Source organism: Paenibacillus sp. GCM10027626 (assembly GCF_042676285.1).
Lineage (GTDB): Bacteria > Bacillota > Bacilli > Paenibacillales > Paenibacillaceae > Paenibacillus_Z.
The window spans coordinates 1-23,520 of the sequence record NZ_JBHTHC010000007.1 but is presented as its reverse complement, the minus strand read 5'-3'; the positions used below and the strand labels follow the sequence as shown (position 1 = coordinate 23,520).

The 23,520-nt window shown below is 44.7% G+C and carries 20 protein-coding genes; all 20 read left to right on the top strand.

Annotation, left to right across the window (positions count from 1 at the left end; genetic code table 11):
* Positions 1 to 54: 54 nt before the first annotated feature.
* Entirely contained in the window at positions 55 to 867 is an 813-nt protein-coding gene (modA, locus tag ACFQ0N_RS14850; RefSeq protein ID WP_379327366.1) for a molybdate ABC transporter substrate-binding protein, read from the top strand.
* Positions 868 to 870: 3 nt separating this feature from the next.
* Positions 871 to 1,539, top strand: coding sequence for a molybdate ABC transporter permease subunit (gene modB / locus ACFQ0N_RS14845; protein ID WP_379327364.1), 669 nt, complete (start codon positions 871 to 873; stop codon positions 1,537 to 1,539).
* Between the two features lie 101 nt (positions 1,540 to 1,640).
* A complete protein-coding gene (locus ACFQ0N_RS14840) occupies positions 1,641 to 2,159 on the top strand; it encodes a GrpB family protein (RefSeq protein WP_379327362.1) in 519 nt (172 codons plus the stop codon).
* 128 nt (positions 2,160 to 2,287) lie between these two features.
* Positions 2,288 to 3,982 carry a M3 family oligoendopeptidase gene (locus ACFQ0N_RS14835; protein WP_379327983.1) on the top strand — a complete coding sequence of 565 codons (1,695 nt, stop codon included), beginning with the start codon at positions 2,288 to 2,290 and terminating at the stop codon, positions 3,980 to 3,982.
* A 170-nt stretch (positions 3,983 to 4,152) separates the two neighbouring features.
* The gene (locus ACFQ0N_RS14830) at positions 4,153 to 5,034 is read left to right on the top strand and encodes an NAD-dependent epimerase/dehydratase family protein (RefSeq protein WP_379327360.1); all 882 of its coding nucleotides are present in this window, start codon (positions 4,153 to 4,155) and stop codon (positions 5,032 to 5,034) included.
* A 72-nt stretch (positions 5,035 to 5,106) separates the two neighbouring features.
* Positions 5,107 to 5,955, top strand: a complete 849-nt coding sequence (locus ACFQ0N_RS14825) for a GNAT family N-acetyltransferase (protein ID WP_379327358.1) — start codon at positions 5,107 to 5,109, stop codon at positions 5,953 to 5,955.
* Positions 5,956 to 6,210: 255 nt separating this feature from the next.
* Complete coding sequence (locus ACFQ0N_RS14820) at positions 6,211 to 6,606, top strand: RidA family protein (protein WP_379327981.1); 396 nt, start codon at positions 6,211 to 6,213, stop codon at positions 6,604 to 6,606.
* Between the two features lie 828 nt (positions 6,607 to 7,434).
* Complete coding sequence (locus tag ACFQ0N_RS14815; protein WP_379327356.1) at positions 7,435 to 8,388, top strand: nucleoside hydrolase; 954 nt, start codon at positions 7,435 to 7,437, stop codon at positions 8,386 to 8,388.
* A gap of 17 nt (positions 8,389 to 8,405) precedes the next feature.
* A complete protein-coding gene (locus ACFQ0N_RS14810) occupies positions 8,406 to 9,548 on the top strand; it encodes a Gfo/Idh/MocA family protein (protein WP_379327354.1) in 1,143 nt (380 codons plus the stop codon).
* A gap of 163 nt (positions 9,549 to 9,711) precedes the next feature.
* Positions 9,712 to 11,469, top strand: coding sequence for a sensor histidine kinase (locus ACFQ0N_RS14805; RefSeq protein ID WP_379327352.1), 1,758 nt, complete (start codon positions 9,712 to 9,714; stop codon positions 11,467 to 11,469).
* Positions 11,470 to 11,566: 97 nt separating this feature from the next.
* A complete protein-coding gene (locus ACFQ0N_RS14800) occupies positions 11,567 to 13,702 on the top strand; it encodes a twin-arginine translocation signal domain-containing protein (protein ID WP_379327350.1) in 2,136 nt (711 codons plus the stop codon).
* Between the two features lie 24 nt (positions 13,703 to 13,726).
* Complete coding sequence (locus tag ACFQ0N_RS14795) at positions 13,727 to 15,403, top strand: response regulator transcription factor (protein WP_379327348.1); 1,677 nt, start codon at positions 13,727 to 13,729, stop codon at positions 15,401 to 15,403.
* Between the two features lie 115 nt (positions 15,404 to 15,518).
* Positions 15,519 to 17,198, top strand: a complete 1,680-nt coding sequence (locus tag ACFQ0N_RS14790; protein ID WP_379327346.1) for a type 2 periplasmic-binding domain-containing protein — start codon at positions 15,519 to 15,521, stop codon at positions 17,196 to 17,198.
* Between the two features lie 28 nt (positions 17,199 to 17,226).
* Positions 17,227 to 18,132, top strand: a complete 906-nt coding sequence (locus ACFQ0N_RS14785; protein WP_379327344.1) for an ABC transporter permease — start codon at positions 17,227 to 17,229, stop codon at positions 18,130 to 18,132.
* A 17-nt stretch (positions 18,133 to 18,149) separates the two neighbouring features.
* Complete coding sequence (locus ACFQ0N_RS14780; protein ID WP_379327342.1) at positions 18,150 to 19,037, top strand: carbohydrate ABC transporter permease; 888 nt, start codon at positions 18,150 to 18,152, stop codon at positions 19,035 to 19,037.
* Between the two features lie 35 nt (positions 19,038 to 19,072).
* Positions 19,073 to 20,263 carry a hypothetical protein gene (locus ACFQ0N_RS14775; protein ID WP_379327340.1) on the top strand — a complete coding sequence of 397 codons (1,191 nt, stop codon included), beginning with the start codon at positions 19,073 to 19,075 and terminating at the stop codon, positions 20,261 to 20,263.
* Positions 20,264 to 20,447: 184 nt separating this feature from the next.
* Positions 20,448 to 21,239 (top strand): helix-turn-helix domain-containing protein, encoded by a 792-nt coding sequence (locus ACFQ0N_RS14770; RefSeq protein ID WP_379327338.1) that lies wholly within the window; start codon positions 20,448 to 20,450, stop codon positions 21,237 to 21,239.
* Positions 21,236 to 21,868, top strand: coding sequence for a GNAT family N-acetyltransferase (locus ACFQ0N_RS14765; protein WP_379327336.1), 633 nt, complete (start codon positions 21,236 to 21,238; stop codon positions 21,866 to 21,868). The genes ACFQ0N_RS14770 and ACFQ0N_RS14765 overlap by 4 nt, the downstream gene beginning before the upstream one ends.
* Positions 21,869 to 21,970: 102 nt before the next feature.
* Positions 21,971 to 22,513: a DUF418 domain-containing protein gene (locus ACFQ0N_RS14760; protein ID WP_379327334.1), complete on the top strand. Its 543-nt coding sequence runs from the start codon at positions 21,971 to 21,973 to the stop codon at positions 22,511 to 22,513.
* A gap of 143 nt (positions 22,514 to 22,656) precedes the next feature.
* The gene (locus tag ACFQ0N_RS14755) at positions 22,657 to 23,244 is read left to right on the top strand and encodes a DUF1349 domain-containing protein (RefSeq protein WP_379327332.1); all 588 of its coding nucleotides are present in this window, start codon (positions 22,657 to 22,659) and stop codon (positions 23,242 to 23,244) included.
* Positions 23,245 to 23,520 lie beyond the last annotated feature (276 nt).

Genomic DNA, 23,520 nt, shown 5'->3' with positions numbered 1-23,520 from the left:
TACGATTTAGCATAGTTTATTGTAAACGCCAGAGCATGAACGGGAGTGAATGTCGTGTTCAAACGATTCGGACGTCCTTTATTTTTCTTATTAGTTATGATAATCGCGGTGGCACTTATCGGAAACGAAATAATTAAGGAGATTAGAGCGGCCAACCAATCAGCTTCCGACAAAACAGATCTGCTTGTTTCGGCAGCAGTTAGCTTATCTGACAGCTTGGAGGAGATTAAAACGGTGTTCGAGAAGAAGCAGCCCAAGGTTAAAATCCACTTTAATTTCGGGGCTTCCGGCGCACTTCGCCAGCAAATCGAACAGGGAGCAGCAGTGGACTTGTTCCTGTCAGCCGACGAGAAAAACATGAAGTTGCTGGTCGATCAAGACCTGATTGATATCAATCGGCAATCGGCGTTATTGGGTAATGAACTTGTCGTCGTGGTGCCAGCAGAAAGCACAAATCGCATTGAGCATATTCAAGATCTATTACGGGATTCATTCAAACACGTTGCGCTTGGTGAACCTCGTATCGTTCCTGCAGGCACATATGCCGAAGAAGCATTGCGTTTTTCACAACAATGGGACGCTCTTAAAGATAAAGCCGTATTTGGTAATAATGTGCGCCAAGTGTTAGCGTACGTTGAAACCGGAAATGCCGATGCTGGGTTTGTATATAAAACAGATGCTTTGTCTTCAGATAAAGTTAAGATGGCGTACATTGTGGATCAAGCGGCTTATAGCCCAATTCTTTATTATGTAGGAACAGCCAAAGATACGAAGCATACAAAGCAAGCCCAGGCTTTTTACGAATTCCTTTTAGACACCGAAGCGCAAAGTATTTTTCAAAAATACGGCTTCCGTCCGGCAGGGTAAAGGATGTGCTGCGCGTTAAATTGGAGTTTATTTGCAGAGCCGCTTTTGCTTTCGTTGAAGGTAAGTCTGATAGCAAGTACGGTTTCGTTAGCACTAGGCATTATCATTTCGTATTGGATGGTTAGACATAAATTTATTGGGAAAATATTTCTCGAAACAACCATTATGATGCCTCTTGTTCTTCCGCCGACCGTTGTAGGATTTCTTCTATTAGTTTTGCTAGGTCGCAGAAGTTGGATAGGAAAGGCATTCGAATGGATAACGGGTCAGCCGATTATCTTCTCCTGGGCTGCTGCGGTGATTGCTGCAATCGTTGTAACTTTTCCGCTTGTCTACCAGTCGATCAAAACCGGATTTTCAAACGTCTCACTCGAACATGAAGAGGCGGCCTGGCTGGATGGGGCAAACGAATGGCAGGTCCTCTTTTCGATTACATTGCCGCTAGCTAAGCCCTCTTTAATTACAGCTTACATACTCGGTTTTGCACGGGCGCTTGGTGAATTTGGCGCCACGTTAATGGTTGCCGGAAACATTCCGGGCAGAACGCAAACGATACCAACCGCAATTTATGGGGCTGTAGAATCGAATGAGATGGTTCTCACCTGGTTATGGACTTTGGTGATGATTCACATCTCATTTGTTTTGTTGTTACTAGCTCGTGCGATAAAGTAAAATGCAATTTCATTGACACAATGGCCCAAATTTTGTACATTGATGTAATGCCCTCATTTGGTTGCAAGGTGAAAATATTGAATGCGAAAAGAGGTGAATCTATGAATATCACTGTTGTGGAACACAATCCTTATTGGAAGGAAGAGTATCTAAAGGAAGAAAGCGAAATTAAAGAGATTCTCAAAGGTGAATTAGTGAATAGCTTTCACATTGGCAGTACTTCCGTTCCTGGCCTGCAAGCGAAACCCATTATTGATATCTTGCTTGTAGTGAATGACATCAATGCATTGGATCATTACACCATACAATTTGAAAAGCTTGGCTACGAAGTGATGGGCGAGTTCGGTATTAGTGGCAGAAGATACTTCCGTAAAGGAGGAGACAACCGAACACATCAAATTCACGCTTTCCAGTATGATAACGTCCAAGAAATCGAGCGCCATCTATCCTTTAGAGACTTTCTTTGCCATCATCCTGAAATTTCGCAGGAGTATGGTGAATTAAAAAGAGAACTGGCAAAAAAATATCCAAATGACATAGAGGGGTATGGGGACGGAAAAAACGATTTTGTGAAAAAAGTTGAAAAGCAAGCATTGATTTGGCATTGGACTGTCCGTTAAGACCATAACGTGTTACAATCTAAACACCTTCAAGAGAATGTTCCTATGTTGTAAGATATAGAGACAACCTTGGAGGTGTCTTTGTACAATAAAGGAGAGCAAAATTATCGTTGAAAGGTGTGAAAGGCATGAAATTTAGCGAATTTCGTTATGAACGTCCGAATATCGAACAGCTAGGCAAGCAATTCAAGGAGCATCTGCACACATTCACGGCAGCGGCGACTCTGGAGGAGCAAGATCGTGCCATGGAAGCGATCAATAAGCTGCGCAGTCATTTCGACACGCAATGCCAGCTTGCCTCCATACGTCATTCTATTGATACGAATGATGAGTTTTACAAGGCGGAGCAGGATTATGTCGATGAAGTTGCTCCGGTATTTCAAGAATACATAACTGATTATTACCGGGCGTTGACCGGTTCGAAATTCCGTGCGGAGCTGGAGCAAAAATGGGGCGTCCAATTGTTCCAACTGGCTGAACTGGCGGTGAAGACGTTCCACCCGGATATTATTGAAGATCTCCAACAGGAGAACAAGCTGACGACAGCGTACAATAAGCTGATTGCATCCGCTAAAATTCAGTTCGAAGGCGAGGAACGCACACTGGCGCAATTGGCTCCGTTCGCGCAGTCTGCGGATCGGGAGATGAGACGGTGCGCTTCTGAGGCGTATTATCAATTTATGGCGGAACATGAAGCGGAATTTGACCGTATCTATGATGATCTGGTGAAGGTTCGCACGAAGATGGCGAAGAAGTTGGGCTATACGAACTTCTTGGAGCTGGCTTATGCGCGGCTGAACCGCACGGATTATAATGCGAAGATGGTTGCGAATTTCCGCCAGCAGGTGCTCGACCATATCGTGCCGCTTGCGACCCGGCTGCGCGAGCGCCAACGCAACCGGATCGGTGTCGATACGCTTCGTTTTTATGATGAAGGGCTTAGCTTCAAGAGTGGAAATGCGACGCCAAAGGGCGATCCGGACTGGATTATTGCCAATGGCGCAAAGATGTATGCAGAATTGTCTCTGGAAATGAATGAATTTTTTACGTTTATGGTTGAAAATGAGCTGATGGATCTCGTCAGCAAGAAGGGCAAGCAAAGCGGGGGGTACTGCGATTATTTGAGCCAGTTCGGCGCGCCGTTTATTTTCTCGAACTTCAACGGCACTTCGGGCGATATCGATGTCCTGACGCATGAAGCGGGACATGCTTTCCAAGTTTATGAGAGCAGACATTTCAAAGTGCCGGAATATAACTGGCCGACTTTGGAAGCTGCCGAGATTCATTCCATGAGTATGGAGTTTTTTACGTGGCCGTGGATGACGCTGTTCTTTGAAGAGGAGACGGAGAAATATAAATTTGATCATTTGTCGTCTGCGTTGCTCTTTTTGCCCTATGGCGTATCGGTCGATGAATTCCAGCATTTTGTCTATGAGCATCCGGAGGCGACGCCAGCGGAGCGGCGCGCGGCTTGGCGCGAGATTGAGCGCAAATATTTGCCGCACCGCAATTATGAAGGCTGCGATTATTTGGAACGCGGCGGGTTCTGGCATAAGCAGGGACATATTTTCGGCTCTCCATTCTACTATATTGATTACACATTGGCGCAAATTTGTGCCTTCCAATTCTGGAAGCGCATGAACGAAGATTACAAAGCGGCATGGTCTGACTACTTGAAGCTGTGCCGTTCCGGCGGCAGTCAGTCATTTACGGGACTAGTCTCTGTAGCCGGCCTTATCTCGCCATTTGAGGACGGATGTGTAGCATCGGTTATCGGTGTAATCGAACGATGGCTGAATGAAGTGGATGATACAAGGCTGTAGATCTAGGATCGTAGAATGCTATTGGTTGGAGTGTGGCAAGGCCGCATGCGCAGAAGGGCGTGTGCGGCTTTTCTGTAAGCAGGCGAACTGCGTATCTTTTGGCTTATCTCGTTCGTTATCATAATAGATATTGTATTGTATAGATGATACGAAGAGGTGGAGGGAGCAAAGTGAAAATTATCGTTTTGGGCGGGACGAGGTATTTCGGGAAGCGGTTAGTACAGAAGCTGATCGACAATGGCGATGAGGTTACGATTGTAACACGGGGTGCCGCGCCAGATCCGTTTGGTGATCGGGTGGTGCGTGTCCGGGCCGATCGCAGCAATCGCGATTCGCTGCAAGCAGCGATCGGGGACGAGGTATGGGATGTCGTCTATGACAATATTTGCTTTACGGTGCAGGAAGCACAGATGGCATGTGAGCTTTTTGCCGGCAAGGTGAAGCAATATGTTTTTACGTCGTCGTTGTCGGTGTATCCATGGGCGAATCACGCTCAGGCGGAGCAGGGCTTCGATCCGTATGACTATCCGGTCGCAGCTGAAACAACTGCTGAGATGGACTATGGCGAAGCGAAGCGGCAGGCAGAAGCGGTTTTTTTCCAGCAAGCGGATATCCCGGTCTATGCCGTTCGTTTCCCGATTGTGCTCGGCGAGGATGATTATACGCGGCGGCTTCATTTTCATGTGGAACGGGTGCGGCGAGGGGAGCCGATTGGCATCCCGAACCGGGAGGCGAAAATGTCGTTTATTGATTCGGATGAAGCAGCTTCAGTTCTATACTGGTTGAAAGATCATCCCGGTGCGGGACCTGTCAATGCGTGCTCCAACGGGGAGTTGTCTCTCGCCCGTATTGTAGAAGTAGTAGAGGAGGCTGTCGGCCGGGCAGCGATCATCGTACCGCCTACCGAGGAGAATCATTCGCCATTTGGTGTGCCGGGACATTGGTTTATGGATAATCGGCACGCGCGGGAAGCTGGGTTTGCCTTTTCTGAATTGACGGGCTGGTTCATCCCGCTGGTACACAGATTGGCGCAGATGTCGCGGAGTTCATAGATAAAACGAGAGCTTTCAGCGGCGGATACTGCTACTGTTCGTATCATGCTAAAATGATAAGAGGTGAGTAACATGATCATCAAAAGTCTTGAAGATATTAAGTTACAAAAGTTTGCGACTTGCTTTAATGAAGCCTTCTCCGACTACATCATTCCATTTCACGTATCTGCAGATTATTTAGCTGATAAATTTGCAGGTGCTGGGGTCAATTACCATTTGTCGTTCGGCGCCTTTGATCAAGATAAGCAGATTGCCTTTATTATGCATGGCATCGGCGACCGAAACGGCGAAAAAACAGCCTACAATTCCGCTACAGGAGTTGTTCCTCTATACAGAGGGAGAAGGCTTGTCGGCCAAATCTATCATCATGCTTTTCCCATTCTTAAAGAACATCATGTGCAAAAATGTTTGCTTGAAGTAATCCAAACGAATGAAAAAGCGATTAAAGCGTATAGCGCTTTAGGCTTTCAAATCAAAAGAGAACTGGTTTGCTTGAAAGGCTGTGTAGATTTAAACCTTCCAGCCGACCATCGACACGAATCCATCATTGTTGTTCGTCCGGATGAATTCGATTGGAAATCGGCGCATTCTTATTGGAATTTTGAACCCTCCTGGGAACAATCCGTTCACGCTATTTTACGTAATCCGCATTTATACGATGTAATCACGATCAGGGAAGATAACAAGGTGTATGGGTATGCTGTCGTTAAATCGGCCAATGGGGCGGTTCTTCAGTTCGGCGTCCTGCACGAAAAAAGAAACCAGGGATACGGATATTCTTTATTTCAGTGGATTGGAAAGAGGCATTCGACCGTTACCGTTAACAATGTAGACAAACGAGATGCCGAATCTATCCGATTCCTTGGAAGAATAGGTCTTAACGTTTATATTGAGCAATATGAGATGGAGAAAGCTTTGTGACCAATTGGACCCACTGTGCTTCACATTGTTCCTTCCATTAGCAACTCAATTGCTTTTATGTTATAATTCTGACGTATAAAATAATTCCTTTTAAATATGAAGGAGGGAATACCTGATGAAAAAAAGATCGATAAAATATTTATCTTCGGGCATTGGGTATTCTACTGCCATTTTTTTCTAGAATTGATTTTGGCGGGATAAGTCTGTCTAAAATTGAGAGAAAAAATATTTAAAAGGAGACTTTAAACGATGAACATCAATAATCATATAATTTCAAGATATAACCCAGAAAATATCGCGAAACCTGTTGGAAACTATAGTCATGTAACTAAAATAAGTAGAAATGCTGATTTGTATGTATTTTCTGGTCAAATTGGTATCGATCAAAACAATCATATCCCTACAGATTTCAATGAACAAGTAACAAATACAATGAGCAATATTGTTGAAATCCTTTTTTCTCAAAAGTTAACTCCTGATAATGTTATTAAAATTAACATTTGGGCCACAGAAGAGATTGACTGGGATCATTTTGATGAAATATGGGATAAAGTATTCGGTACTACACCTCCTTCAATGACGATTGCATATATTAAAGGATTAGGTTTACCTGAATTAAAAATTGAATTAGATGTTTGGGCGGCCGGTTGATTTTGAAATCCTAATAAGAGAGTCTATGCTGCGGCTCGGTCCATATACTGAGGGCTGGACAATTCCAAGAGTAGAAACCGTTCATATATTTTAAAAAAAGCTGGTGTTTTAAAAACACCAGCTTTTTGTCATAGTACGCCCAGCACGGGCGCCGTCTTCATCAAGCATTTCTGCAAGTGGAGGCCTCCGATACAAGCCCCCAAACCATTGTGTTTTGGTGAAATTTGGGTAAACCTTCATTTGAAGAAACTCTAAGTTGCTGCATGCATTTCAATAGCAAATCCAGATGAGACTTATGGTACACATTCTCGTCCCCACAGACGATACAACCAAAATAAGCATTAAATCCTAGCGTTGAAGTCGCTAATTAATTGTTCTATTCCTTCGAAGATTGAAATTTACATGCCAGGAGTTAAGTCCCATTCCGCCAGTAATAATCGCGATTCCATTCTACGTCCACACAAAGCTTTAACCAAGCAGATTGGCCCAAAAGAAGCTATGGATCGTTTGCAGAAAGAGTTCGAGCGAATTCTAAAATAAGACAAGTAATAGGGGAGCGACTGCAAGATCGCTTCTTTATTTGTGTGTATGCCAGAACATGAGCTCGTCTATACGTTGAAAGTTTGATGGAGCTGGCAAGCGATTCTGTTCTTTGTACGTCAAATTTCTGAAGCTCGATCCAAATGGATAACGGAGGTCAAGGAAAGTAAAAGAAAGCTTGTATCTTTCGGGTCAATCCTTTTCTATAATAGTTTGTGCAACAGCAGGACTGATTCAAATCTAAAACGTTGAACGCTAATCAAGCACAGAGCAGGTGGGTGATTCGTCTTGAAACAAAAGGGTCAAAAGAATGCTGCGATACCAGTCATCTTAGATACGGATATGGGTCCCGATTGCGATGATGCGGGAGCGCTCGCTGTCTTGCTATCGTTGGCTAATCAGGGGGAAGCAGAAATTTTGGGCGTTATGCATTGTACGTCAAGCCCTTGGGGAAGCGGATGTATTTCCGCGATCAATACTTACTTTGGAAGAGCGGACATTCCAATCGGTACTTTGCAAGATGGTTGTTTTTTGAATGATGCTGTGTATCAAAAGTATAATATATACCTCTCTGAGCATTATCTGCACTCTCTTCGACAAGGGAGAGATGCTGAGGATGCAACCACTTTATATCGAAGACTTCTGGCAACAGCCGCTGATCGAAGTGTAGTGATTATCGCAATCGGGCCTTTAATTAATTTATATCATTTAATGAATTCTAAATCCGATGATATTTATCCATGGGATGGCGAAACTTTGATTAAGGAAAAGGTTGACAGATTGGTCGTCATGGGTGGGGTTTATCCATCAGGGAAAGAATGGAATTTCGAAATGCATCCCATTGCAGCGAAATTTGTTGTCGATCATTGGCCTGCACCTGTAACATTTTGCGGATATGAAGTGGGTATAGATGTACTAACCGGATCACGATTGTTCAGTCATACAGCTGCAGATCACCCTGTACGCAAAGCTTATGAACTATATTTAGAAAAGGGACAAACCAGGAGCAGTTGGGATCCGATTACTGTCTTGATTGGTGTACGAGGTGAATGTGAATTATGGGATGTAGAACATGAGGGTTGGGTTGAAGTGAATGAAATGGGTGAAAACAAATGGAATACAGGAAAAATCTCCAACAAGGAGCATAGCTACATTAAGATGAAAGGAGCAAAGGCTGAGATTGAGGCAATAATCGACGAGCTTATGAGCAAAGAAATTGATGTCAAATATATCAAAGGTTAAATGGAGGGACAACGTAAATGATAGACATCGCGGTTGTTGGATATGGTTTTCGAGGGAAAGTATTAAGTAATCTAATGTTGAAAATGAACAAAAATGTTAAGATATCAGCTATCGTTGATAACCGGATAGAGGAAATTAAAAATGAACTTGGGGAAAGCTCAGGTCATATCGATTTTTACGACACTGTAGATGAGTTACTTGATCATGAAACACCGGATGGTATTATTATCAGCACCAGATGTTCATCCCATGCTCAAATTGCTATTAAAGTTTTGGAGAAACGAATTCCTTTTATTCTTGAGAAACCCGTTTCCACTAATCTGAAGGATTTAATGGCTCTCAAGTCAGCGTATGAAAGGAGCGGTACTGAAGTCGCTGTACCTTTTTCTTTGAGGCTGAATACACTCGGTCAAGCTGCGAAGGAAATTGCAGAATCAGGTATTCTAGGGACAATTGAGCATGTACAGGCGATTAATAATGTTTCCTATGGATCAGTATACTTTCAACACTGGTACAGGGATGATGAGGAAACCGGTGGACTTTTTTTGCAAAAAGCAACTCATGATTTTGATATGATCCAGTATATTTTAAAATTAAGACCGATCTGGATCAGTGCAGTAAAGTCCAAACAAATATTCAAAGGTGATAAACCGGCTGGACTGACATGTGCAGCATGCGAAGAGCAGGATACGTGCCCGGAAAGTGCAATATTGCATCGGGAAAAGGGGGAACCTGTTCATGGCGAAATGTGTTGTTTTGCAGTTGATACCGGAAATGAGGACTCTGGAAGTGCAATCATCCAATATGAGAGCGGGATGCATGCCAGCTATTCCCAAAACTTTTTTGCCCGGAATAAAGCGGCAACGCGAATGTTTCGATTTTTGGGATATAAAGGAACTATGGAGTTCGACTATTATACAAACCGTATACATGTAAATATGCATCACACAACACGGAGTGAAATATACGATATTCCTTTTGGGGATGACACCCATGGTGGGGGTGACATAGTCGTATGTCAAAGCCTGCTTGATACAATTACGAAAGGCTTTCCTTCCCAGACCCCCTTTGAAGAGGCTATGCAAAGTGCACTACTTTGCTTGAAGGCAAAAGAGTCAGCAGAAACACGAACTTTTCAGGAAATAAAGTGGTCGGAATAAACAGCCAATACATAAAGTGATAGCGACTCTTGACTTAAGGGTCGCTATCAGCTTTAAATGAAGGGGAAATTTCATCATATAGGTCATTTGGCAGTATGATAAATGCTCTGCTATAATTAAAACAAGAAAATGTAAACGGTTTCTTTTTAGGAGGGATAACATCGTGCGGATACTGTCACACATAAGAAAGCTATCTATATTACATAAGCTTATCCTGGCCTTTGTTTTGATTACTTTACCTTTATTCAGTCTCAGTCTTTATATGAATGAGCTAGGGAAAGCAGAAGTGCAAACGCAATTGTCAAACACGATGAAATCGCAAATCCACTATTATTCATTATCCCTTCAGAATGAAATTCAGCAAATTCTTAAGAACCAACAAGAGATCGTCGATGATGAGCAATTGCAAAATTTAGTTGGAATGGAATCGATTTTATCTAGCTATGAAAAAGCCCAAACAATTAATTATTTAGAAAAAAAATTAAAGAGCTTCAAGGAATCCAGTGCAATTATTAAAGATGCCAGCCTATATGTACATTCGCTAAATGATGTGATTACAACTGCAAATTCCAGCGAAAATACAGTCACCAAGAATAGCGTGAAGGCGATATCACAAGCTATCTTCAATAAAGGATTCCCGCTCGCTTCGTTGAATGAACGTCTTTATATCAATTTAAAGTCACCCCGTTACTCGGTTTCCGAGTATTCAGATGAAAAAGAATCCATTATATTGCAAATGGAACTATCCGCGGATGGGCTTAGAACTACACTGCAAAATTTTCATCCAAACGGAGAAACAGTATTATTCGGTGATACATGGGCTGTAGGAAGTCATACAGATTTAATGCTCTTCGACAAAATTAGCAGTCAACTGGATTTCAATCAAGCTTCTGAAAGTTTACAGTCGACGATTTCAATAGCAGGTATAAACTATCTCATATTTTTTGAAAAGTCTCTGATTTTGGATACAAGGTTTCTTTTCATTATTCCTGAAGACCAGGTACTCGGTACGCTGAAATCCTATCAAAATTGGTTCTGGTTGCTAATTGTCAGTTCTTTGATTGTTGTTGTTGTATTTTCCTATATTATTTATATGCTTATACATAAACCGTTGAGACGATTAATTGAGCAATTCAAGAAAGTGGAAGCGGGACAATTCGATGTATCCGCCTCTTATTCAAATCAAGATGAATTCGGTTACTTGTTTAGACAGTTTGATAAGATGGTGCGCAATTTAAAGGTTTTGATTGATGATCTTTATGTACAGAAGATCAGGCGTCAGCATGCAGAACTGCAGCAGCTGCAAGCGCAAATTAACCCTCATTTTCTCTATAACAGTTTTTTCATTTTGCATCGCTTGATCCTGAATTATGACATCGATTCCGCTAAAGTAATATCCGAAAATTTAGGGGACTATTTTCAGTATGTTACACGGAATGCGAAAATGGAAGTTTCTCTTTTGGAAGAGGTGAAGCATGCCAGATCCTACGTTGAAATACAAAATGTCCGTTTTTCCAACCGGATCAACGCCATATTTGAAGAATTACCCGCACAATTTCATCAAATTCAGATTCCGCGGCTAATCTTACAGCCCATCATTGAGAATGCCTATAAGCATGGACTTGAAGAAATCGTTGAGCACGGAAAGTTGACGATCCGTTTCGCAGCAACTGACGAACAATTGCGAATTATTGTAGAAGATAATGGTTCGGGGTTGAATGAGTCGGCGTTCAACGACCTAACGGACAAGCTGAATCAAGTAGAGAATGGCGGAGAAAGCACAGGGCTGATCAATATCCACCGCAGGCTTCAGCTTAAATATGGAGAGAGCTCAGGAATTTCAATCGCGCATAGCAGCTTGGGAGGACTGCTGGTACGACTGAGCATACCAATTAAAGACAATGAGTGTCAACAAAAGTAGAAATAAGCCCATTGATCGGGAGAAAAGCATCTTTATAATAGAAAGAGTAGTGTATGTAAGCGTTTCCTCAGCAAAACTAATGAAGGAGGAATGAACAATGTCAGAGGATAAAGATGCCATTGAACAACGGTTTGGGGCAGGAGGTAGTTTTACCAGAAGAAAGTTGTTAGCAGCGCTAGGAGTTGCCGGAGCGACGATCGTTGCAGGGAGCTTGTTACCATCAGGTGCGTTTGCAGCGGACGAGCAAGGGAAGGGAAAAGGCAAGGAAAAGGGAAAAGCTAATAATCACTTCGATCCGAATGATCCCGAAGTTCAAGTTCAGCTTGTCGATTTTGGCGCTGACGGAACAGTACAGGCTGACACAGCGGCGCTGATCGCTTTGGCTGGATATGTGAATGGGTTTCCTAATGGAACCCAGCCGCTCGGCATTGTTGACGGTATACCGGTACGAGTCGAGATTGACCGTGCATCTGCCCCGTTAAAATATACGTTCAACACAGGTGTCCGATTTACCAGGCCGGTGGAGATCGTAGGAAGCGTATCAAAGGCGTTGAATTATACAGGTTCAGGCATCATGTTGGCTATGGGAGCGGATGATGGACGCAACAGTGGAAACCTTTTCAACGACGACCATTACATTTTGGAGGGGCTTCATTTTACCGGCGGCAAAAATATGACAACCGGCATTAGCTTCGCACCGTTTACCGGACTTATGGCACGCATAAAAAATTGTATTTTTAACCAGTTTGGCCATCCTGACAGCTGGGCGATTACTTTTGAGGCACAAAACTGGTGGCCGGAAATTACGGGGTGCCGGTGGGAATCATTGGATGACTTGGCCAAGAATTTTGTAAAGGCCATCGATGATGGACGCAGCGGCGCCTATAGAGGTTCAGGCAATTCGCGTCTGAATTTCATCGATAACAAATGCAAATGGCACGGTGTGCTTGTTGGTGGTATCGGCATTTACACCAATGCCGTGAAGACGTTAATCAGCCGGAGCGATTTTGAAAATGCGGCAGTTGGCGTGCAGCTTGGCTACCCTTCGCTGATGTCGGAGGTTGTCAATTGTTACTTTGAGCAGCCGCTGGGAGGAACCTCGATTCGTCTGGGAGATCCAACCCCTCAGCCGAACAACAACATTTTATTGATCAACGTTAAAGATATTTTCGTTAATTTGCACAACCAGGGGAAGTTTCTGGATACGGCCAATGCCAGTGTAGTCGCCAGCCTCAACATCGACGGCGTAACCCTCATCATGGGCGGGGAACAACAGCCTGTGTTTCATTTGAACGATCAGCCGGGACAAGCGGTCAAGGTACGTAATCTTACAGCTTCTTACCAGCCGCTTTTGCCGGTCACCTCGAATCCGATTCATGTCATTGATGTAGACGGTGTTCATCATAAAAAAGTCGTAAACGGCGCGCTTGCGGTGTCTCAGTTGGGTGATAATTTTACGGTTCCTCCGAGCAAGCTTACGCCACTGGCAGATATGTGGTATGTCAAGACCGATTTTACAGCTTGTTCTGCATCTCGTGTTCAATTGAACAATGCCGACTTAATGCGGACAAGAAAATCACAGTACGCGCTGAGATTCGCTCCGGGAGGCACCGGCAGTTACAAATCCGTTTATTTCATGGTGCCGGCCTTAAGTGAAGTGGCAGGTCATGTATGTACTGTTCAATTGTTCGCCCGTGCTTCCTCGGCTGCCAATTTGCGTGTCGTCGCGCAAGCGGCTTATTCGCGGTCAGCCATTGAACCGGCGGAAATCAAAGCGGAAAACGTCGCACTGACATCCAGCTTTCAGGAATTTACCTTTCCTTTCTGGGTAGGCCCACATGCCAGTTTAACCGAGGATTCCTGGTTTATGTTGGAGCTGCGGATGCCGGACTCTCCAGCTTGGTATGAGTTTACCGGTGTTCGAATTAATCAGGGTGACTTTGGTTTATGCGCAAGCAACGATGATCGTACGAAAGGGGAGACATTAGAAATTGTACAGCGTTATTTCGAACGCCGCGCAGTCGTTCTATCCGGAACAGCCCTGAGCACAGTCACTGTTGATATGGCACCGAAGGCCAAGGCGCTTGCTTCAGCCGTAATGACCTTCATTAGTCCGGTGCAAAGCCCGATTTCTGGCGTGGAAGTACACGGGGGAGCGAAATTCAGCTTTGGCAGTCCTATTACGAATCTTGATGCCGTTGTAGACTTCAATACGAAAGCCTTCGAATTTTAGCCGATTGGAAAGAGGAGAATCCATGTGTACAGACTATTAATTGTCGACGATGAACCGATTATCGTAAATAGTATGTATCAATTGTTTCGCGAGGCCGTCCATTTGGATCTGGAGATTTACCGCGCATACAGCGGCTATGCCGCCTTGGACGTTTTGCAGCAGCACCGTATGGATGTGGTGCTCTCCGACATTCGCATGCCGGGATTAAGCGGCATTGAGCTGCAAAAGCTCATTGTGGAAAAATGGCCGCTGTGCAAGATCATTTTTTTGACCGGGTACAATGAATTCGAGTACGCCAAGCAAGCAATACGAAACGGCGGTGTGAGCGATTATTTGCTTAAGCATGAGAAGGATGATGTAATCCTGCAATCGGTAGAGAAGGCCATTGCCATCATCGACGCACAGGCCCAGTCCGAAAGCTATGCCTTGCGGACGCGAACGAAGCTGAAGCTGGCGCTCTCAGCCGCGCAAAAAAATGTTTTGTTCGATTTGATTTACGATCATAATCCTTCCCCGGCGCTATTGACTCAGAAATTCCGGCAGGTTGAAATGCCGCTTCAAGCCAATCAACCCGTCTATCAGATTATAGGAAGGATAGATAACTGGGATCATGTTAAGTGCGGGAAGGATCGGGAGCTTCTAGCCTTTGCCGTGCAAAATATCGTGGATGAATATTTGGGTGCTGTGTCTATATGCGTGTCAGTGGTCTTCGATCATTATAAGTTCCTTTGGTTACTGCAACCGGTCAGTTCAAACGGCTCGAAAGCAGAGCAGGATCAGCTATGGAAGCGCTTGATCGCCAGCGGGCAAGGAATTATGGAGGATGCGCAGTCGGCGTGCAAGCAAATGCTGAAGCTATCGGTTTCCTTTGCCATTAGTTCTGAAGCAGTTAGCTGGGAGGGATTCGGCAAGCAATTCAATTATTTGAAGATGTTGCTCGGACACGGTTTCGATGGCAAGCAGGAGTTGTTGATTCAAGATGGGAATCGGCTTGGCGGTGTAGATATTGATAAAAATCGCAAGTATTTTGCAGGTTCGCATAAGCTTAGGAAACAGCTTGGGCAATTGGAAGAATATCTGGAAAGCGGTCAATCCGGTGCATTCATGGAACTCTACGGGCAGATCGTGGAGCGAGAACCCACTTGTAGGAATACCGACCTGCTTGAACGCTTTTATTCCGTTTCTCTTGCTCTGTTATCTTACGCTAATCGTACAGGGATGCTGCATCTTCTTTCTTCTAAAATCAATATCGGCAAAATGACACAGTTTGATGCTCATGAAAGATGGGAAGACATTGTTCACTATTTCTTGGAATTCGCTCAGTTATTGTTCGCGGGCAGGCAAAACCACTCGGATATGGGCACACAAAGAACCATTCAAATTATCCAGCAGTACGTTAAGACCCATTTGGAGCAAGAATTGACGTTAACGAGTCTGGCTGTTTTCGTGAACCACAGTCCGGCTTACTTGTCCAGATTATACAAAAAAGAGACGGGGGTAACCTTATTCAATTTCATTACCGAGTGCCGTATGACAAAAGCGAAGGAGTTATTATCTGAAACTGCGATGAAGATCCACCAGATCGCCGCTGAGGTCGGATATGAGTCCACGCCGACTTTCACCCGTTCATTCAAAAAGTGGTTCAATGTGACGCCTCAAGAATACCGGGATACCTTTCAGCAGCTTGATAGAAATGGATAACAGCGGTCAAGAAAAGTAAAAGGATGCTCGTATCTTGCGGCTTGTCGGTTCACTATAATTAAGCTGTAAATACAAAAGGAAGTACAACATCTAAAAAACGGGAGGGTATTATGGTATGAAGCTCAGACGATTGAATGGCACTGTCGGCGCTGTACTGGTATGTGCACTCTTATCCACGGCTTGCAGCAGCAACAGCCCGGATGACAAACCGAATACTGGGGCAAACAATGCGCCAAAGACGACGCCAACCGGCAGTTCGAACAACAAGGACAGCTATGACCCATTCGGCAAGTATGATCCGCCTATTGAGGTGACTGCTGTCCGGGCAGCCACTATTTTAAAATTTGACGAAGGGGAAACCTATGAAAAGAATGGGTGGATGGATTTCTATGAAAGCGAGTTTGGCATTAAGCTGAAGTATTTATGGGTCTCCGACCAATTTGATCAAAAGATGAATGCTACGATGGTGTCGGGTAAGCTGCCTGACATTATGCCGCTTGGCGGCAATCAGTTTAAACGGCTGGCCGAGACGGATCAGCTGGAAGACTTGAGCGAAGCGCTTGAGCGATACGGTTCAGAGGATTTGAAAAAGATCTACACGGGCGGAGGGAAGCTTGGCCTCGACACCGTGACGAAGGACGGAAAAATTTTGGCGCTGCCTTGGCTCGGCGGTTATACAGGCTCGGCGCCGTTATTATGGATTCGCACCGACTGGCTCAAAAAGCTGAATTTGCCCGAACCTAAAACGATGGATGACGTCCTGAAAATCGCAGAAGCTTTCGTGAATCAGGATCCGGACGGCAACAATGTTAAGGATACGTATGGATTTGTCGTCAACAAAGATTTGTATACGGATTTGTTTGGGGTGGACGGTTTCTTCAACAGTTATCATGCCTATCCGAAAATTTGGATCAAGAATGAAGCCGGGGAAATCGTTTACGGCAGTATTCAACCGGAAATGAAAACGGCCTTGGCGGAGCTGCAAGCGCTATATAAGAATGGGACGCTCGATCAGGAGTTAGTTGTTAAAGACGCGGATAAAGTAGGACAAATGGTTAACGCCGGGAAAATAGGAATCACTTACTCTGTCGACTGGCTGCCGCTTTACTTGCAAGCGGGCAAAAATCAGGACCCTGAAATGGAATGGAAGCCTTATCCGCTGTTGTCGATCGATGATACACCCGCCAAACCGAAGGCCGGCTATCCGATTAATGCTTATTATGCGGTACGTAAAGGATTTGAACATCCTGAGGCTTTAGTGAAAATGATGAACGCAAGCCTGGTATTATGGAGCAAGAAATATCCGGAACGGAACCTGGCACCGAAGCTTGAATTCAATAATGGGGTTGAAAAGTGGGTGTACAGGCTCGTCCATAATCAAATTCCGACGCAAAATCTTGATGCCTATCGAAATGTGAATGCCGCCATCGATAATAATGATGAATCTGTGTTGAACCCCAACTCAGGTGAGCCGGATGTGTATAAACATATGAAAGAATATCTCAATGGAGTTATCAACGGATGGGGTTACTACATGGATTTCGGTCCCGAAGGTTCGCAATCCGTCTTGACTGAATACGACAAAAACAATGCTTTTAAAATAACGGAATTTATCGGGGTACCGACACCGAAAATGGTCGAGCACGGAGATACACTGGCCAAATTGGAGCTGAGTGCCTTTACGAAAATTATAATGGGCGAAGCCTCCGTTGATTCCTTTGATGAGTTCGTCGCCAATTGGAAAAAACTTGGCGGTGATGATATTACCCGGGAAGTTCAGGCTGCAATGCAATAGCTGGAAGAGGTAGTGAGAGATAATGGGTATGACAAAATCAAGGAGACGGCTTCTTCGTGAACTTCCTTTGCATGTGATGCTGCTGCCAGGCGTAGTCATCTTGTTTATTTACAATTATATCCCCATGGCTGGCATCTCCATCGCATTTCAAAATTTTTTTCCCACGAACGGTTTGTTCGGATCGGATTGGATCGGGCTGGCGAACTTCCGTTATGTGCTGCAAATGCCGGATATCTTACAAGTATTGTGGAATACGGTGTACATCGCCTCGATGAAAATAATCGCGGGCTTGATTACTCCGCTAATCATTGCGCTATTATTGAATGAAGTGAAGAAGGAAGTGGTCAAACGAGGCGTTCAGACGCTAATCTATTTGCCGCACTTTTTGTCATGGGTACTACTGGGCGGGATCCTGATCGATATTTTATCGCCTTCTCAAGGAATTATTGCGCAAATATTGAAACTGGCAGGAATTGACCCTATATTCTTCCTGGGATCGAATAAATGGTTTCCTTATGTAATGGTAGTATCGGAGGTCTGGAAGGAATTTGGCTTTGGTACAATCGTATTTTTGGCAGCCATTACCGGGATTAATCCTACATTATATGAGGCAGCCATTATGGATGGCGCTTCCCATTGGCGGCAAACCTGGCATATTACTCTTCCTGGCATGATGCCGATTGTTATCCTGATGACCACATTAAGCTTAGGCAATGTGTTAAATGCCGGATTTGACCAAATCTTCAATCTCTATAGTCCAGCGATCTATGAGAGTGGAGACATTCTGGATACGGTAGTCTATCGGATGGGCTTAATAGATGCGCAATTCGGCGTTGCTACAGCGATAGGGCTTTTGAAATCGATCGTATCCACTGTACTGATCTCGATTTCCTATTATATGGCTTATCGTTTGGCCAACTATCGCATATTTTGAAGAGAGGGGGGAATTTTTTGCAGCATCATCATCTGTCGATTGGCCGCAGGGCTTTTATCGCCGGCAATTATACCTTTCTTATTTTTCTGTCTTTTTTATGCTTGTTCCCGCTTGTTCATGTGCTGGCTATTTCTTTTAGCTCCAGTTCTGCCGCAGGGGCCGGCCTGGTAAAGCTGTGGCCGGTTGATTTTCAACTGTCCTCTTACCGGTATATTTTGCAGAAGCAGGAGTTTATCCAGTCATTCCTCGTTACGTTGCAGCGGGTTGCACTTGGATTTATCCTCAATATGCTGATGTCTATTCTATGTGCTTATCCGCTCTCCAAAGAAACGAGCGCTTTCAAATACCGGACCTATTATGCGTGGTACTTTATTTTTACCATCTTGTTCGGCGGGGGTCTGATTCCATGGTATTTAACGGTGAGCGAGACGGGACTAATTGATACGATTTGGGCGCTTGTTATTCCTGGAGCCGTACCTGTCTTCAATGTGATTCTGCTGCTGAATTTTTTTCGGGGGTTGCCCAAAGAGATTGAAGAATCTGCATTTATGGATGGAGCAGGACACTGGAAGGTGCTATGGAAGATGTATGTTCCGTTATCGCTTCCTTCTCTGGCAACGATATCATTGTTTACGCTCGTAGGTCACTGGAACGCCTGGTTCGACGGGATGATTCTGATGAACTTTCCGGACAAGTACCCGCTGTCTACCTATCTTCAGTTAGTCGTAATCAATAGTGACCCGATGAAGATGAGCGCGGGCGATATTCTTAAATTTGCAGAAATATCGGACCGAACCACGCGCGCAGCGCAAATCTTTCTGGGCGCGCTGCCGATCCTGCTCGTCTACCCGTTTCTGCAGAAATATTTTGTAAAGGGTATTGTGCTTGGCAGTACGAAAGGATAAGACCAGATTGTATGGAGTGAAGGAGGATGGCTGTCATGCCGGAAACGTTGCGGGCTGCATTCGGAAAGGTGAACATTACGCCAGAGGAATACGCTCCACTGCAAGGCTACGATGTTACAACGAATATTGCGAATCCCACGCAGGATATATTGGATGAACTGTATGCAAAAATTGTTATACTGGACGATGGCGCAGAGCGTAATGTAATCATTAGTGTGGACTGTTGTTTAGTAAATGAGGAACCGTTTCTGCCCATTAAGCCTTTTGTGGAAGAGGTTGCCTTCAATTATTTGGCAGCGACATTCCCCGAGGGCACGAAGCGCTTGTGGGGGGAAGCTGCGGGTGTAACTGCCGACAAAGTGACCACCCATGCGACCCATACGCATACTGCGCCAGCTTATATCGGACAGAAGTATACGTCGCGGATCGCAGCCGAAATCAAGAAGATGACAAGCCGATTACAGCCGGCAACTGTGAAGGTCGCTTCCGGAGAATGCGCAGTGTCAGTCAATCGCCGGCCGAATCTGCGCCATAATGACGACTTGGCGATAGATCGCTCGCTTCATGTCTTGCTGTTTGAATCAGCCAATGGTGAGCCGCTCGGCGCACTTGTAAATTGTGCCGTTCATCCGACACTATTAACGCATACGTCTTCCAGAGTGTCGGCAGAATTTGTCGGACTGGCGATGAGCGGGCTGGAAAAGCGCTTCGGCGGCGAGTTCGTCGCCACGTTCATTCAAGGCTTTAGCGGCGATGTTGGTCCAATCAATCAATTTTGGGCAGAGACGACCGATACGTATCCGAAGGTCGTAAAAATGGGGCAAGCATTGTGTGAAAATATTATCGATTTGCTTCCGCAAGCCCAAACGGTTGCTGGAGCGCCAATAAGAAGTGCGCAAAAAAAAGTGGCTTTGCCGACGAATGAGCGTTATTATCAGCCATCCTTAGAAGCAACTATGCATGCGCTGATGATCGGTGATATTCTGCTGTTTGCTACCTCATTGGAGACGTTTAATGGTTATGCCGGGCAAATCAGAACACATTCGCCGGCCCGATTCACGCTTGCCGCCGGTGTATCCAACGGCTATGACGGCTATCTACCAACGCTGGAGGCGTTCGGGGAAGGATTAAGAGGGTATGAGATCGAGACGACTCCCTATTCGGAAGAAGCGTGCGAGCGGTTTATATCGGAATCGGCGATGTTTATACAATCTCTGTATGTATAGCTAGGTGCTCATCTGGCGATGTTCATTGCTATAGGATAGTCATAGATTCAGAGCTCGGCCGAAAGGCCGGGCTCTGATCGTTCTTTTTCTTGGCAAAAATACTGAACAAAAATTTCTTGACTTTAGGTCAGACCTAAGGTGTATTGTTAAGGTATTCCAAGCCGCAGCCCTTAGGAGGATGCATATGAAGACGGAAATTACGATAAGTGAATTGGTCAAGCTGATGAACGTGTCGGTTCATCAAATCCGTTACTTTGAGGAAAAAGGAGTTCTCGAACCTGCCTACACCGATAACAATCAGTACAGAATGTACGGCGTGAAACAAATTTATCAGCTCGCACAAATATTGTTACTCCGCAAGCTGGGCGTGCCAGTTCATGCCATCAAGGAATGCATGACTTCCTTTTCTACAGACCAGTATCGGCAATTGCTTCACCGTTCCTTGTGGGAAGTGGAGGCGGAACTGCTGCGGCTTACAGATCTGCGACAGTTCATCAAGAAAGTGTTGCATGAACAGCATACCTTTAGTTCACAGCCTGACCAATATCAAATCAAGCGGAAGGACACTACCTATTTGGCCCGCTGGATGGAAATGGATATGACCGCAAAGCTTACCGCCAAACTGCTGGCTGAGCAGCCGAAACGCATTCCGTATTTATTCGAATCGGACGTTCATCATATTTTTGATGGTTCGGACACCATTGCTTTATGCGCTGAAACGCAAGCGCCTGGCGATATTTCTTTGCCTGCGGGTGATTATCTTTGTATGCAGAGGCTGGTGGAGGAGGAGCATGAGCTCGAACCAATGATGGAAGAGTTCTGCGACTATGCTGTAGCCCAGTCTTATGTCATAACAGGGCCTTTAATCCTCATCGAAAAATCTTATTTATCCCTGTTCAGTGAAAATAAATTACATTACGAGCTGCAGGCCATGATCAGCCGCACGCCAAATTCGGAAGGGGGGAGTCAATCATGACGGCTGCACAGATAATGATTGAACCTATGCAGCTCAAGTACAATCCTCAGGTCGGCCAGTTGTTAGTTCACGGGTTTCGCGGGAAATTTCAGCACCTGACAAATCTGAATGACGAAGAGCTTGCGCTTTTTTTCGAAAAGCTTTTTGATCAGTATCCTGCTGAGCCGGCCGGCCAAAGAATGGTAGCGGTGCAAGGGAGAGAAGTCGTTGGCACATTGTCTTTGAAATGGAAAGTGGAGGCAGATAGGAAACAAGAAAAACAGAAGCTGCCTTCGTGGAAAAATTTCAACATGTTCAGCAAGTGGAATCTGCTAAAAATGTTGGTCGGGTTGTATTTTCTCGATCATAAGCCGGAGGCGGGGGAATGTTATATTGCTGACGTCGTTGTCCACCCGGATCATCGAGGCAAGGGCGTCGGCAAACTGCTGCTAGAGCGGGCTCACCAGTTTGTGCTGTCAGAGCCGCGGCTGGATAGACTCAGCCTGTATGTCTCCGGCAAAAACCCGCGGGCCAAGCATTTATACGAACAGCTATCGTTTCAAACGCATTTGCAAGAGAACAGTTATGTGTGGCATTTTTTATTCAATGAGCTTGAATGGGAATATATGGTTAACGTGATAAAGGGTTAAAAGAACAGCTTGCATTCGTTTGACAGGGAGAGGATAGGGAATGAGCCAATCGAAAGCGCGGATCACTGGCCTTGATTTTGCAAGAGCGTTGGCGATCTTCGCATGATTATTGTAAACTACAAGCTTGCGATGCAGGCAGAGAGCAGCGGGCCGGCATGGCTGCAGGCGATAGCGGGCCTGTTTGAAGGAAGAGCATCGGCATTGTTTGTCGTGCTGGCCGGCATCGGAGTAACACTATTGACTTCGAAAGCCCGAAGCTCAATGAACGGGGAGCTTATTCACCAAAACCGGAACAGCTTTTACCGAAGAGCCGCTTTCTTGTTTATTGCCGGCATGCTTTTATTGTTAATGGACTGGAGCGCCGATATTTTTCATTATTATGCGGTGTTCATGCTTGTGGCTGCGGTGTTGATCACCGTATCCGATAATATAATACTCGGTATGTTCTCGTTATCACATTATATCGGACATGTGGTGACCGGATTGGGGCTGCTTCAAATAACGGGCTATTTGGAAAATCGCTCTCTTGCTTTTGCCATGATGTACGGTACCTCATATTTTATCATAGCCATTATCTTTTCATATACGTGGAGAAAATGGATGACGAGAGGGCCGATTGAGCTAATGATGAGAAAATTATGCTAAGTGCGGCCGAATGGCTGCAAAGCGGGTCGCGAATGTACAAGATAGACCAGGTCCAGAAAACGATCTTGCTCCTTCCAGGACAATCCATTATCCTTAACATGAGAAGAAGGGGTAGTTCAACAACAGTTCTGGAGGGATGCTTGATGAGATACGATTCGAAAAAATTGTTTTGGCTAAATGAACCCGTGAGTTATTCTATTGAGGAAGATGAGGTTGTTATTAACACTGACCCTGGCACTGACTTCTGGCAGCGCACCTACTATGGTTTTAGAAACGATAATGCTCCTGCGCTGTTATTCAAGATAAATGAGCCATATTTTTCTTTCGTTGTTAGAACAGAGTTTGATAGCAAAGATCGTTTTGACCAATGTGGTGTCGTTATCTACCAAAACAGTGATAATTGGTTCAAGGCTTCAATTGAATACGAAAATGAAACGTATCAACGATTAGGAAGCGTCGTTACGAACAACGGATATTCAGATTGGGCGACTACAGATATTAATTCTAATATTAAAAGTATGTTTTACAGACTTAGCCGTCGTCAAAGCGATTTCTGCATCGAAAATTCATGTGATGGTTTAGAATATAAACAAATGCGCATTTTTCATTTATTTGAAGGCAGTGGGGAAATTCAACTGGGGATTTATGCATGTAGTCCTGGAAATTCTTCTTTTAAATCTGTTTTTAGGGAGATGGAGATAACGGAATGCCAATGGGAAGCGCATGAATAGGAGATTCCAGAGAGAGCGTCGATTAATTCTTCACAACTTGCCCTGTGCGATGAATCTCATGATTCGGATCCCTTCATTTTCTCCATGAAATGAAGGGTTTTCTTTCATTTTCTCACAAATTCTCTCGTTTTCGTGGTATAATCATATTTACATGATCTGAGCCGGGGGGAGTTCCAATGTCAAACACAAACATGTCCAATGAGAATACCAACCAACTGTCCATTTCGGATTACGGGATCGCCGTGCCTCAAGTGGAGTCTCTTCCTAAACTCCCTT